This window comes from Shewanella sp. UCD-KL21, assembly GCF_001957135.1.
Lineage (GTDB): Bacteria > Pseudomonadota > Gammaproteobacteria > Enterobacterales > Shewanellaceae > Shewanella.
On record NZ_MPHK01000009.1, the window covers coordinates 153,684 to 168,159 of the forward strand.

Genomic DNA, 14,476 nt, shown 5'->3' on the forward strand with positions numbered 1-14,476 from the left:
TAGCAACTATTTATCGCGTCGATCGCCAATGATTTTGGCGGGGTTACCGGCAACAATCGCAAATTCGGGAACATCTTTGGTCACAATACTGCCCATGCCAACAATGGCTTGGTTGCCAATAGTAACCCCATCAACAATGCCAGCTTGGGCGCCAATCCATACATCTCGGCCAATGACAATGCCTTTTGATTGGCTGGGTTGTTGATAGATATCTTGCTCTACTGACATGCCATGGTTAAAAGCATAAATCGTGACGTTATTGGCGATACGGGTTTTATCACCAATGGTGATGCCGCAGCGACCGCCATCGAAAGAGCAGCCATGATTAATGGCCACTTCATTGCCTAAGGTTATCGGCCCATGTAAAAACACCTCGGCGGCAATCATGCATTGATTTCCCATAGTGATATTGCGCCCAGGCTCTGCAAATACATTGGCTTCAGGGGCGATAAAACACTGCTGACCAAACTTAATGGTTTCTAGCTGCTCAAATTGTTGCTGAACTGCATCTTGCCAGGGTTTAGCCCAGATAAGTTGTTTGTCTTTTAAGGAAAAATACAACCACGGCATCCAAGATAAACGTTTTTTATGTTGAGTCTGATAATCAGGACTTTTACTTGTATCAGGGATGCTGTTTAAATCAGACTTCATATTAGTTTTGACCAACGCTGGTGGGCTTAATTTCAATCACATTAATCTGCTGCTCAGTGACGGTCCAAAAAATATCAATATCATATAAGGCCACTTGATATAATTTTGGATCTGCTTTGGCTTTTTTATAAGCAGGTCGAGGATCTTGAGCTAACACGTCAGTAATAAGTTGAATTAAATCACTGTTATTGAGCTTAGATGAGTGGGCGTCAATTTGCGTTTTTGCCAAGCTTGAAAATTGTACATCAATTAATTGTGGCGCATCTTGAGCGATGCCACCTGTCGCACTTTCTATTGAGTCAGAAAATGGAATATAAGGTTTTATATCAATAATGGGGGTGCCATCTAATAAATCCATGCCGGATATTTCAAGACAAACTTTGCCATTTTTCTGAATAACCTTATGTAATTTAACCACTGACTGGCCAATACCATTAGGTCTAAATGTAGAGCGGGTGGCAAATACGCCTAACTTTTCATTGCCACCTAATCTTGGTGGTCTGACGGTATTTTTCCAACCTTGCTCAAGATTTTCATGAAAACAAAAAAGCAGCCATAAGTGTGAATATTGTTCAATGCCTCTAACCGCATCAAGATTATTGACTTGAGGGGCTAATTCAATAAGACCTTTAATATTGACCAACCCAGGCTGTCTTGGGATACCAAACTTTTGTTTGTAAGGGGTACGGCAATAACCAACGGCTTCTATTTGAGAGCTAAAGTTTTGCGCGCTAGGATCTGTTTTCATGTCTAAGAAACCGTCAAGTATTGTTACTGATAAATTAAGAGGGTCATAATCAAGCATTGAATCGAATAAATGTTCAATGCTTTGTTAATTTAATACTAAAGAGCCATTAGCCAATGTAAGGTTTTAAACAAAGCGGGTGTTAACATTTTTAAAACACTTCGGATAACGGCATAAATAAAATGACTTATGACACCTAGCCTTATGGTTTAATTACTTTGATTTTTAGCCATTAATAGTCGGTAGCTCTAATACTAAATTATTAGCAAGTGTTTACTGCTCGGTAGCGGTTTTAATTGCTTGGCCGACACAAATTGCTTGGCTGTAGCAGTTGTCGACTTGTTGTTCTGTTAATAGGCATTTTTTGATCATTAGCCCGTTGGCACCTAGCTCGACCGCCTGTTTTCGCGCAGCGGTTCTCGCATCTGCAATGCTTGCAGGAACCCCATCAGCAGTTTGTTGGCATGATTCACCTTCAACTAGGCCTAACACCTCAAATGAGCCTTTAGGGCGTTGGTTTTCTTTATATAAAACCACGTTTCCAGGTTTGAAATAGTCATCAATAGCCTTAGCATCTAGGTTACTATTAAAAGTGTATTCACTAGCACAACCAGATAATAATATTGCTGAGCTTATAGCTAAAGAAAAAACAGGACGAGAAGCGTTCATAGTAAGGCCTAATTCAAAAGAGGTGAATGCAGTATAGTTTACAATGCTTGCTAGCAGCAGGGAATAGAATACAGATAAGAAAAAAGCTTACCAAAGTAAGCTTTTCTATATGACGCATGTCAAAACAGCAAGTGTTATTCCATACCAGGAATTAAGAAGTCTTCCATTGTTTTGCCATTATCAACTTGGTTTTTGAACACAGTTGGCATACGGCCTTGACCTGTCCATTGGATTAATTCGCCATCAACTTCAATTTGGTATTTAGCAGGGCGCGGCGCACGTTTTTTAGGTGCAGGCTTAATTGATACTTCACCTAAGTCTTCAATTGATAAACCACTGTTTTCAATTTGCGCTAGAATTTCAGCAATGCGTGCATTTCTTTCTGCATTGGCTTCTTGTTCTGCTTTTTCGTCTTCTTCTCTTTCTGTAATGATTTTTTCAAGCTTTACTGAAAGTTCACGTAAATCTTCTACAGACAACTCTTTAACTGCAGCTTTAAAACGACGACCATGGGTTAGTATTTCTAAAAAGTCACTCATATCAATGTGCATCCTAATGGTTATTAAGTAATAAGTTTTCAAGTAATGCTTTAGAGATTAAAGAATACCTATCAAAATCGCTACATTGCTTAATTATTTAGCATTGGAGTGTCAATTGAATTGACCATTAAGCATGTTAATAAAGCACAATGTTTAATAGTAAAAAAATAAGTTTACTTGAATCGCTATTAATAATAGAAACTAAACCTGATTGGATCAAATAAAATTATCAATAATTAGATAAAAATTAATTAATCTACCCTTTTAAGTACCTTATTTAATATAAATTGTGCAGCTGTCAGTCCTTTTAAACGCGCATTGAGCAAAAAAAATATAAACAAGTGTTTGACTTAGGTTGACGTTAACGTTAACAGGCCGTAAAGTTGAGCCATATTGCATTGGTTAAACCCAATGTGCCGTCCACATACATTGAAGGTGTAAAAGGAAATCCCATGAAAGTATTGGTGCCTGTAAAACGCGTAGTCGATGCAAATGTGAAGGTCAGAGTAAACGCTGACAACACAAATGTTGATACTGCTAATTTGAAAATGGCGTTAAACCCATTCTGTGAAATTGCAGTTGAAGAAGCTGTAAGATTGAAAGAAGCAGGAAGTGTTACGGAAATTGTTGTGGTTACTATTGGAGCGAAAAATGCTCAAGAACAATTACGTACCTCGATGGCGCTTGGTGCCGATCGTGCTATTCATGTCCTGACTGATGAAGAGTTAGTACCGTTATCGATTGCTAAAATTTTAAAAGCGGTTCAAGAAAAAGAACAAGCAGAATTAGTGATATTTGGTAAGCAATCTATTGATGGCGACAATAACCAAACCGGTCAAATGCTGGCTGCATTAACTAATATGCCTCAAGCAACGTTTGCATCAGAGCTAACATTAACCGCTGACAGTGCAGAAGTAACCCGTGAGATTGACGGCGGCTTACAAACAATAAAAATGCCATTACCAGCGGTGGTTACGGTTGATTTACGTTTAAATGAACCTCGTTACGCATCATTACCTAATATTATGAAAGCTAAGCGTAAGCCATTAGAGACACTTTCAATTGATGATTTAGGCGTAAGCTTAAAAGCACATCAAACCATTCTTAAAGTCACCCCTCCAGCAGAGCGTAAAGCTGGCATCATGGTGAGTTCAGTGGCTGAATTAGTTGAAAAGTTAAAAAATGAAGCGAAGGTGATCTAATTATGACTATTTTAGTATTAGCTGAACATGAAAACGCAAGCTTAAAATTAGATACCGCTAAAGCAGTAAGCGCAGCGGTTGCCATTGGTGGTGATGTGCATGTGTTAGTTGCAGGTAGTGATTGCGCTGCAGCCGTTACCGCAGCGCAAGCATTAACAGGCGTAAGCAAGGTATTAGTTGCTGATAATGCAGTGTATCAAGCGCAACTAGCAGAAAGCCTGTCACAGTTAGTGGTTAACCTTGCAGGTGATTACGAGCATATTATTTCTGCGGCTAGCAGTGTCGGTAAAGATACCCTGCCACGAGTCGCGGCGTTATTAGATGTGGCGCAAATTTCTGAAGTGATTGAAGTTGTTAGCCCAGATACCTTCGTGCGTCCAGTTTATGCCGGTTCGGCATTAGCGACAGTGCAAAGTTTAGATGCGGTTAAAGTGTTAACAGTACGCACCAGTGCTTTTGATGCGGCCACCAATGACGGCAACGCAGAAGCGGTATCGGTTGATTTTGTAGCCACTGCAGCGGCAGAATTTGTTTCACAAACATTAACTGAATCAGAGCGTCCTGAGCTTGGCAGTGCTGGCGTGATTGTTTCTGGCGGCCGCGGTATGGGCAGTGGCGAGAACTTTGCCATTTTAGAATCACTTGCTGATAAATTAACTGCTGCAGTGGGTGCCTCGCGCGCGGCCGTAGATGCTGGCTTTGTACCGAATGATTTACAAGTAGGTCAAACCGGTAAAATTGTAGCGCCTGATCTGTATATTGCTGTGGGTATCTCAGGGGCGATTCAGCATCTTGCAGGTATGAAAGACTCTAAAGTCATTGTGGCAATCAACAAAGATCCTGAAGCGCCGATTTTCCAGGTTGCTGATTATGGTCTTGAAGCTGATTTGTTTGAAGCGATCCCTGAGCTAACTAACTTGTTATAGCCCTAAATTTGAGCGCTATTTAATCGGCTTATGACTTACGCTAGTTTTTTGGTGAGTTAATATCCACTGATAAAAAACGGCACTAAAAAGGCTTTTACCGAAAGGTAAAAGCCTTTTTTAATGTTACGTAAATAGTCGCTGCTTATTTATACTAATGCGCTGCTATTTGTGGTGCTGTGCTAGCAATCAGCAAAAATTTTCACTGGGTTAAATATGAACCCTTGCTAATAAAAGGTTACACTAGTGCTACGTCAATGTGCGCTATTTTGGTTGTGATGTTATATATCACAAGATAATCAAGTTTTATCTGGCAATGATGCTACTGCTTATGTTTGTATGATGGGGTGTTGATATACAGAGCCTTTCTGTTGTTAGCATAAGTAGAGGTGCATTAAGTATCAGTACGGGTAAGTTGGGTGATGCCAATAACTTATTCGGAAAGGATTTAGTGCCGAAGTAAATGGATTCTATCAAAACCATTTATTGGGGCAGTTACCGAAAGGGGCTGCACTGTCATGGTAATTTCTATCCGAAAGGGTAGAAGAATATATATCGACAACGATATTGATATTACTGTGGAGTGCTACTGAAAAGAATTTCGTTTACGTATTCAACGTAAACTTGCCTTATCAGTTATTCTCCATTCGTACTCAACGAAGAAATTATAAAAAATGATGATAACAAGTTACGCCGATTCGGCTCTTTCGCTTTTGCCACCAGTAGTGGCTATTTTGCTCGCAGTATTAACTCGCCGAGTCTTACTTTCATTGGGCTTAGGTATTATTACTGGGGTGTTTTTACTGGGTGATTTTTCAGTTAGCGCTGCAGCCTCAAATTTACTGACGACCGTCAAGGGTCTGGTTTGGGATGATGGCGCGCTCAATTCATGGAACCTACAAATTTTAGGTTTCTTAGTAGTATTGGGCATGATCACCGCATTAATCACGGTAAGTGGTTCAGCTCGCGCCTTTGCTGATTGGGCTCATTTGCGTATTCGCAATAAACGTGATGCCAAGTTGATGACCATATTCCTTGGCATGGTGGTATTCATTGATGATTACTTTAACAGTATTGTGGTGGGCTCTATTGCACGTCCAATTACTGACCGTTATCACATTTCACGGGCTAAACTAGCCTATTTATTGGATTCAACTGCGGCGCCAATTTGTGTTATCTCACCGGTTTCAAGCTGGGGTGCGTACATTATCGCCTTGATCGGCGGGATTTTAACCGCCCATGGCTTTGCTGATACAGGCCATTTAAGCGTGTTCCTGCAAATGATCCCAATGAACTTTTATGCCATTTTCGCATTGTTATTATTGGTGTGCGTGGCGTTATTTGGTTTAGATATTGGCCCAATGCGTCAACATGAACGCAATGCGCAAAAAGGCGAGTTATTTGACGAGACTAAAGGTTTACCACCGGGTGCCACGGCCGATTTACCCGAAGCGGAAACCGGTAAAATTATTGGCTTATTCTTACCTATTTTAGTGTTAGTCGCGGCAACCTTTTATTTCATGGTGGCGTCAGGCGCTGATGCACTTTCAGCTAACGACTTACCTTTTAGCATTTTAGGTGCATTTGAAAATACAGAGGTTAGCTCGTCGCTATTTTACGGTTCATTGGTGGGCTTAGCGGTCACGTTAGTATTAGCGCTTCAGCAAAAAATTGCTCTGCCTATGGTGTTTACTGGCATCAAGCTCGGCGCGAAATCAATGCTTCCTGCCATTTATATTTTGTTATTTGCTTGGACGATTTCAACGGTTATTGGCAACCTTGAAACCGGTAAATACATGGCAAGTTTAGCCACAGGCAATATCCCATTTGCGATGTTACCTGCAGTATTATTCTTATTAGCAGGCTTAACAGCATTTGCAACCGGCACCAGCTGGGGTACCTTCGGTATCATGTTGCCAATTGCAGCGGATATGGCGATGGGCAGTGATAGCACTATGATGTTACCTATGCTTGCAGCCGTGTTATCTGGCGCAGTATTTGGCGATCATTGTTCACCGATTTCAGATACCACTATCTTGTCGTCAACAGGGGCGAGCTGTCACCATATCGATCACGTGATGACCCAATTACCTTATGCGTTAATTGTGGCGGTCATTAGTATCATTGGTTACGGTGTATTAGGCTTTACCGCGTCAGTGGCCATGGGCTTAATCACTTGTAGTGTACTATTTGTATTGAGCGTTATTGGACTGAAACTTATCACCAAATAGCGCAAGCTAACTCGGTTTGATTTAAGCTTATCGCGAACGTTAGATATAGCTTACTTGATATGAAAATGCCGCTCAGTTGAGCGGCATTTTTTATGCCTTAAAATCAAGGCGGCATCTATAAGCCAAATCTCAATAGCTTGAGCTCACATGTCTTGTATGTGTAGCTCTATATTACCAGTGAAGGGAATAAGCCTTACAATGCATGATTAGCGCTGTTAATGACAAGTTCTGGCAATAGCGTGTACAAGAATTAGCAATGATAGGGAGTCACAAGTACAGGGGATCATCGCACTCGGAGTTAGGTGAATATTGAGGTACAAAAATGCCGCTCAACTGAGCGGCATTTTTTACGGTTTAAGTTCAAGTGCTAAATAAATTTAGCTTTAAGCAAACTTAAATTATTTTAAACCTCGGCGCTCTAATAGGGCATCTGTACATTAGAGGTTCTTTGCCTAACTTAACCTAATATCAATACTCTAGTCTTAGTTTAAACCACGACGTTCAAGTAATGCATCAGTAGTCGGTTCTTGACCTCTGAAGGCTTTATAGGCATCCATCGGTGGTACTGAGTTACCCACTTCACGAATGGTCTTACGATACTTCATGCCAATTTCACGATTGAGGCCGCCTTGGGTTTGTACGTAAGCAAAAGCATCTGCTGCAAGGATTTCACTCCACATGTAAGCGTAGTAACTTGCAGAGTAGCCACCTGGGAAAGCGTGAGCAAAATAGCTTGAGCGGTAACGAGGTGGTACTGCTTTAATATCAACGCCGTGTTTTTTCAGCGCACTTGCTTCAAAGCTGGCCACATCTTGTAATGGCGCATCAGCAGCAAGTGAATGCCACTCTAAATCAACTAGCGCCGCCGCCATATACTCTAAAGTGTCAAAACCTTGATTGAAGCTGCGAGAATCAAGCAATTTGCCTAGTAGCGCCTCAGGGATCACCTCACCAGTTTCGTAGTGCTTAGCATAGTTAGCCAGTACTTTAGGGTGCGCTGCCCAGTCTTCTTCAAATGTCGATGGGAACTCAACAAAGTCACGTGACACAGACGTGCCCGCAAGTGATGGGTAGGTAACTTTTGAGAACATTCCGTGAGTACCATGGCCCATTTCATGGAACATGGTGGTGACTTCATTGTAGCTCACAAATGTTGGCTGACCTTCAGGGGCTTTCTTAATGTTCATCACATTAACCACCACAGGCTTGTTGTTTAATAACTCTGACTGACCCACAAACGAGTTCATCCAAGCGCCGCCACGTTTGCCTTCACGGGAAAAGTAATCAGCATAAAAAATTGCCATGCTGCTGCCATCTTCATCAAACATTTCATAGGCTTTTACATCTGGGTGGTACACAGGTAGATCTGGTCTTGGTATTAGCGTAACGCCATATAATTCTTTAAGGGTGAAAAACACGCCATCTTCCAGTACACGATTAAATTCAAAATAAGGCTTAATTGACGCCTCATCTAAATCGAATTTTTCCTTACGAACACGTTCGGCATAATAAGCCCAATCCCATGGTTCAAGGGTAAAGTCGCCGCCCATTTGGGTGATCATTGCTTGTATGTCTGCAGCTTCTTTTTGGGTGTTTTCAACTACAGCTGGCACCATTGAGCCAAACATCTTGTAAACCGCAGCTGGCGTTTTGGCCATTTGTGGCGCTAAGCGGTAATCTGCCCAGCTGTCATAACCCAGTAGTTGGGCTTTTTCGGCACGTAGTTGCGCTAAACGAGCCACTAACGAGGCGGTTTCATTGTCACCGGTTAAGCCGCGGTTAGCAGATGCTTGCCATACTTGTTGACGCAACTGGCGATTGTCAAGTTGGGCTAATACAGGCTGACGAGTGGTGTTGGTAATGCTAAGTAAGTATTTACCTTCATGGCCTGCAGCGGTTGCATCAATGGCTGCTGATTTAATGGCAGTTGCTGATAAACCCGCAAGCTCTGACTCATCATCAACGACAACGGCGATTTCTTTACTTAAACGCATAAGACGCTGTGAGAATTCGTTAGTCAAGGTTGACTGCTCTTCATTCAACACACGAATTTGCTGTTTTTGTGCTTCTGTTAGTTTAGCGCCCGCCAGTACAAAACGTTGATGATAAACTTCAATTAAGCGTTTGGCTTCAGGGCTAATATCTAAGCCTTCGCGGCTGTTGTAAATCTGTTCAATGCGGCTAAAAAGTGCCGAATTTAAATTAATGTTGTCAGAATGGGCGGCCATTTTAGGCGCCATAATGCCCTGAATTTTACGTAATTCAGGGTTACTTGTAGAGCCAGTTAAATTATAAAAAACCTTCGATGTACGACCTAATAGTTCGCCGCTTTTTTCCATGGCAACAATGGTATTGTCAAAGGTTGCAGGCGCTGGATTGTTAGCAATAACCAAGATTTGCTGGTAATGCTCGGCGATGCCTTGCTCAAGTGCAGGTAAGAAGTGCTCATTTTTTATATTAGCAAAATTAGGGGTTTGATATTGCAAGCTGCTTGGAGCAAAAAAAGGATTATCTGCTTGTATCATAGTGATATTTTCAGCTTTGGTTGTATCATTATTTGAGATTGAGCATCCACCTACGACGATTGTGGCAGCAATAGCTGCAGCAACAAGTGTTTTATGCATAGTGTTTAGACTTCCTATTATATTTTATTGTTCAAACAATCTATCAATTGTTTCTTAATCGTATCTGAAGTAATGCGAAAATTGTGAACTGTGAGGGGTTTTCTAACTTTAACTGCTTGATAAGTGTGACTTGTTAACTGGATTTAACATGTGTTTACTGCTGTGAGAGCTGATTAGCTTAAAAGCGCAGCAGCATAGTGGTGATTTTTTGTGATGCCGACATGAGTTTATCGATTCTAACGCTTATTTCGTTGCTGAATAAATGATAAACTGCCCCGGTAAATAACCATAAGGACACACCGTTTTGGCGCAACTCTACTTCTACTATTCTGCAATGAATGCAGGTAAATCAACTTCGCTACTGCAATCATCGTATAACTACCGTGAACGTGGAATGAATACCTTAGTCATGACAGCGTCAATTGATGATCGTTATGGTATTGGCAAAGTGGCTTCTCGTATTGGTATTGAAACCGAAGCCCATGTTTTTAGTGATGGCGATAACCTCGCTTATTTCATTGAAAAGCAACTTGCTGAGCAAAAGCTGCACTGTATTTTAATCGATGAGTCGCAATTTTTAAGTAAAGAGCAAGTAAAGCAACTAACCCATGTGGTTGATAATTTTGATATTCCAGTGCTGTGTTATGGTTTGAAAACCGACTTTCAGGGTGAGTTATTTACCGGTAGCCAATATTTATTAGCTTGGGCTGATAAATTAGTGGAATTGAAAACCATTTGCCATTGCGGCCGTAAAGCCAATATGGTGTTAAGACTGGATGGCAACGGTAAGCCTATGCGTGATGGCGAGCAAGTTGCCATTGGCGGTAACGAAAGTTACGAGTCGGTGTGCCGTAAACATTTTAGAGAATTTCTTTGGGACTAATTCGTTGCAGTTAACGCGTTACTCTTAAACAAAAACAGCGCCTATATTGATTTATAGGCGCTGTTTTTGTTTGAACTTGTTTTGACAGTTACTTACAAAGCATGGTTAAAAATCCGCTTCATCAAAATTTGCAATATGCTCACTACTTGCTTCAATTTGCTTGCGTAAACTACGAGTTTGGCTGCCCCAGTAGCTCATATAAAACTGAGCGGTTTTAAGCTTGCCGTTATAGAACTCAGTTTCTTCAGTACCAGCTTCAATAGCCGCTAACGAGGTGGCGGCAATACGGGTCCACATCCACGCCAGTGTGGTGATGCCAAATAACTGCATGTAGGCCATAGAAGCTGCGCCAATAATATCTGGATTAGTGCTGGCAGATTTGACGATAAAGCCAGTGGCTTTTTCTAAATCGCCTGCAGCATCCATTAATCCTGCGATATAAGGCTGCATGTTTGCATTGGCGCTGTTTTCTTGGATGAGTTGTTTAACCATCCCTGACCACAATGTCAGCGCAGCGCCTTTATCTGAAAGTAATTTACGGCCAACTAAATCCAATGCTTGTACGCCATTGGTGCCTTCATAAATCATCGCAATGCGAATATCGCGGACAAATTGTTCCATGCCCCATTCGTTAATATACCCGTGGCCGCCATAAACTTGCTGCGCATCAACACAAGCTTTAAAACCTTGGTCGGTGACAAAGCCTTTTACTATTGGGGTAAATAGCGCAGCCAGCATTGAAGCTTGTTTTGCTTGTGCGGGATCAGTATGGCGCTCAGCAGAGTCTAGCCAAAGCGCTTGCTGGCCCATTAAGGCGCGGGTGCCTTCATTAAATGCCTTTTGCGACAACAGCATTCTGCGCACATCACCATGAACTAAAATAGAGTCAGCGGCTTGCTCTGGTTGTTTAGCGCCAGATAACGCGCGGCCTTGAATGCGATCTTTGGCATATACCAATGCGTTTTGATAAGCGATATCAGACACGCCTAAGCCTTGAATGCCGACGCCTAAGCGGGCTTGATTCATCATGGTGAACATTGCCTTTAAACCTTGATGAGGTGCGCCGACTAATTCACCCAGAGCATTATCAAAATGCATCACACAGGTGGAGTTACCATGAATACCCATTTTATGTTCAAGGCCGGTGGCTGATAAACTATTAGCTTCACCCAAACTGCCGTCATCGTTAACCATAAACTTAGGTACTGCAAACAATGAGATCCCTTTAACGCCTTCTGGGGCGTCAGGTAATTTAGCTAATACCAAGTGAATGATATTTTCCGCTAAATCGTGATCACCTGATGAGATAAATATCTTTTCACCGCTAATGGCAAATTGGCCATCTGCAGTTGGGGTTGCTTTAGTGCGCAGTAAAGCTAAATCAGTGCCAGCATGCGACTCAGTTAAGTTCATGGTGCCAGTCCACTCACCACTGACCAGCTTGGCAAGGTATTTTTGTTTCAGTGCATCACTGCCATGAACGTGAATCGCTGAGTAAGCGCCATGGGTTAACCCTGGGTACATGGCAAAGGCCATATTGGTGGCGGTTTTCATTTCTGTGGCAAAGGTGCCAATAACTTCCGGTAAGCCTTGACCGCCATATTGAGGATCACAGGTTAATGTGGCCCAACCATCATCAACGTATTGTTTATACGCCTGTTTAAATCCTTTTGGGGTCACCACTTTGCCATTCACAAGCTGACAACCTTCAAGATCGCCTGAAGCATTAAGCGGCAACATGATTTCGGTGGTGAAATCGGCCACGCCTTGCAAAATGGCATCAGCAAGCTCAGGGTCAATTTCATCAAATCCTAATAAGTTAGGTTGTTGATAAATATTGAGTAATTCAGATAATATGAATTGATAATCTCTAAGGGGGGCTTGATAAATCGGCATAATAGGATCCTTTCTTATGATATTTCTGTGCTTAGTCGCATAGTGACAGAATTGATGTTCAAGAATTAAACAGGTGTTTAACCATAACTAAATTTGAGCAAAAACTCAGTAATTATTTATCGGCTGTTTTTTAACTTCGCAGAGGCAATAATATTGTCAGGCGTTGTTATTGAATGTGGACGATTATTGAAAGGCGAGATTGATGTGCTTTTAGTATGGGAATAGGTAATATAGTCAATGGCTTGTATTTATCGAGTTTAAATTAAAGCGGCTTTTGAGTGATTGATTTGAAGCTAGCACTCACATCCCTGTGAATGCTATATCGATTCAGTATTGTGGCTATGGGCTGGTAAAACTTAACTCAAGACCATGTTTATCGCTCTAGTTATAGCCTTAGTAAGTGTCCTAGTTAGTGCAGGTAAGCACAGATCCAGTTAATTCACTGTCTTGCTGTTGTGATAACGGCAACTCCCTTGCTTGCTCACGTAGGTAGTCCATTCCCGCTAAGAAACCGGAGAACATTTTCAGCGCAATAAATTGCCCTTCAGTGGTAGTGCGGTAGTTGCTGCCTTGTTTCTTGATTGCCCCAGCTGCATGCAAATAACTCATTTCTAGGGGGAATGCCTGCCATAACGTTTTACCGGTATGGGCTTTGAATTGCTGATTATCTAATACACCATGACCCATCATCATCATTAAGTGATGCTGTAGTAGGGCTTTGTGTTCAAGGGGTTTGGTATAACAGGTACCACTATGGCCAGCATTGATGCGCTCAATATAGGTTGGAATATCGAAGCTTGAGATCCTGAACTGCTCGCCAAAGCGGCCAAATGAGCCAGAACCTACCCCAAAGCAATCTTCGCCGTCGAGCACATATTTGTTTTCCACCGGTTGGCCGAAGTTACGGCTGAAGGTCCACGGGAACTCCATAATGTACTTGTCACCTAACGCTTGTTTGACCGCTAAAAATTGTGGCCACAGATCATTTGGTTCACCTGCAAGGCAGCCTGCTTTTTTACGGTTTTGACCTATGCCGATGGTTAGCGGGTAAGTGGTAATTTGATCAGGGCTTAAGCGAATGGTTTGCTCAAGATCCCATGCAATTGAATCCGTTGTTTGCTGCTTAAAACCATACATCATGTCGAGGTTGACTGTGGGAATGACCTCAATGGCGCGACTGACATATTCAGCCTGTTGTAGCCCTGAGCCAAATTTTTCAAAGCGGCCACTGGCTTTTAAAATATTGTCGTCAAAGCTTTGTACCCCAATTGACATTCTGTCTACCAAACCTTTGAGCAAATGGGGATTACCTTCTTTAAAGTAAATAGGGTCACTTTCACAAGAGACTTCACGGATCGTGGTAAGACTCTTGATCATCTCGATGGTTTTAATTAACTCATCTTCTAAAATGGTGGTGGTGCCACCGCCAATATAAACCCGATTAAAGGTGTAACCCTTAGCGATAACCTCTCTGATCTCTTTTCTCAGGGCTTTGAAATACTCTCTGGCTATGCCTTCAACAAATTTAATTTTATGGAATGAGCAAAAACGGCATAAGGTTTGACAAAAGGGGATGTGAATATAGAGGGTTTCGATGGGTTTTTCGGGGATATATTCTTTGGCTTCGGCATCGAGCGCAACTGCATCTTTTAAGCTTAAAGAGTTTTTAATTGTTTGCCCCATAACCCAGTCAAGGCTATTGCTGGCAAGGTTTAACCTTAAGGTTGCGAGAGTGGATTTCATTAATGCCCTCATTGGTATTATTTTATCTAATATAGTCAGCCTAATGGACTCGGGGGATGAGAACTGTCGGCTGAAGCATGAATATAAAAATAACTATAAATTGGAGTGTAACTTGTGACTAAAATTTGATGGTTATCACTTTTTTGTTGCTAATAAGGCCTTCATTATTGTGATTGTCAGCGGTTTTTTATGATCGCAATCTTTAATTCATTCCACTTAGTACCTTAGTTAACACTCTATTTTAAATCACTAATATTAAATGTAATGTTATTGGCTTTTTTTCTGTGTGCGAGCAATTAATTAAAACACGTGTTTGATCACTTTTTATCAGACTGAAAATAGCGTACATTATGCACAATTGTATTTTATT

Annotated in this window: 11 protein-coding genes and 1 riboswitch; of the genes, 4 read left to right on the plus strand and 7 right to left on the minus strand. The window is 41.6% G+C overall.

Annotated features, from left to right (window positions below; translation table 11 throughout):
* Positions 1-6: 6 nt before the first annotated feature.
* The 4 genes from BM739_RS10440 to BM739_RS10455 all read right to left on the minus strand — a co-directional run bounded on the left by BM739_RS10440 (position 7) and on the right by BM739_RS10455 (position 2,604).
* Positions 7-651, minus strand: a complete 645-nt coding sequence (locus BM739_RS10440) for a DapH/DapD/GlmU-related protein (RefSeq protein WP_076540363.1) — start codon at positions 649-651, stop codon at positions 7-9.
* A gap of 1 nt (position 652) precedes the next feature.
* Positions 653-1,399, minus strand: a complete 747-nt coding sequence (gene tsaA, locus BM739_RS10445) for a tRNA (N6-threonylcarbamoyladenosine(37)-N6)-methyltransferase TrmO (RefSeq protein ID WP_076540446.1) — start codon at positions 1,397-1,399, stop codon at positions 653-655.
* A gap of 270 nt (positions 1,400-1,669) precedes the next feature.
* Complete coding sequence (rcsF, locus tag BM739_RS10450; RefSeq protein WP_076540365.1) at positions 1,670-2,065, minus strand: Rcs stress response system protein RcsF; 396 nt, start codon at positions 2,063-2,065, stop codon at positions 1,670-1,672.
* 134 nt (positions 2,066-2,199) lie between these two features.
* Positions 2,200-2,604 (minus strand): H-NS family nucleoid-associated regulatory protein, encoded by a 405-nt coding sequence (locus BM739_RS10455; protein WP_076540367.1) that lies wholly within the window; start codon positions 2,602-2,604, stop codon positions 2,200-2,202.
* 452 nt (positions 2,605-3,056) lie between these two features.
* Here BM739_RS10455 and BM739_RS10460 point away from each other — a divergent pair, with 452 nt between their 5' ends.
* From BM739_RS10460 to BM739_RS10470, 3 genes are all read left to right on the plus strand, one after another.
* Positions 3,057-3,806 (plus strand): electron transfer flavoprotein subunit beta/FixA family protein, encoded by a 750-nt coding sequence (locus BM739_RS10460; protein ID WP_076540369.1) that lies wholly within the window; start codon positions 3,057-3,059, stop codon positions 3,804-3,806.
* Positions 3,807-3,808: 2 nt separating this feature from the next.
* Entirely contained in the window at positions 3,809-4,732 is a 924-nt protein-coding gene (locus BM739_RS10465; RefSeq protein ID WP_076540371.1) for an electron transfer flavoprotein subunit alpha/FixB family protein, read from the plus strand.
* A gap of 373 nt (positions 4,733-5,105) precedes the next feature.
* Positions 5,106-5,326: riboswitch (Lysine riboswitch) on the plus strand.
* Positions 5,327-5,403: 77 nt separating this feature from the next.
* Entirely contained in the window at positions 5,404-6,960 is a 1,557-nt protein-coding gene (locus BM739_RS10470) for a Na+/H+ antiporter NhaC family protein (protein WP_076540373.1), read from the plus strand.
* Positions 6,961-7,442: 482 nt separating this feature from the next.
* On the opposite strand, the gene BM739_RS10475 is transcribed toward BM739_RS10470, so the two are convergent.
* Positions 7,443-9,584: a M3 family metallopeptidase gene (locus tag BM739_RS10475; protein ID WP_076540375.1), complete on the minus strand. Its 2,142-nt coding sequence runs from the start codon at positions 9,582-9,584 to the stop codon at positions 7,443-7,445.
* 304 nt (positions 9,585-9,888) lie between these two features.
* Here BM739_RS10475 and BM739_RS10480 point away from each other — a divergent pair, with 304 nt between their 5' ends.
* A complete protein-coding gene (locus BM739_RS10480; protein ID WP_076540377.1) occupies positions 9,889-10,467 on the plus strand; it encodes a thymidine kinase in 579 nt (192 codons plus the stop codon).
* A 105-nt stretch (positions 10,468-10,572) separates the two neighbouring features.
* Here BM739_RS10480 and BM739_RS10485 read toward each other — a convergent pair whose 3' ends face one another.
* Together BM739_RS10485 and BM739_RS10490 are read right to left on the minus strand one after the other, a co-directional pair.
* Positions 10,573-12,363: an acyl-CoA dehydrogenase C-terminal domain-containing protein gene (locus tag BM739_RS10485; protein ID WP_076540379.1), complete on the minus strand. Its 1,791-nt coding sequence runs from the start codon at positions 12,361-12,363 to the stop codon at positions 10,573-10,575.
* A 405-nt stretch (positions 12,364-12,768) separates the two neighbouring features.
* Positions 12,769-14,106 carry a coproporphyrinogen III oxidase family protein gene (locus tag BM739_RS10490; RefSeq protein WP_076540381.1) on the minus strand — a complete coding sequence of 446 codons (1,338 nt, stop codon included), beginning with the start codon at positions 14,104-14,106 and terminating at the stop codon, positions 12,769-12,771.
* Positions 14,107-14,476: the final 370 nt, after the last annotated feature.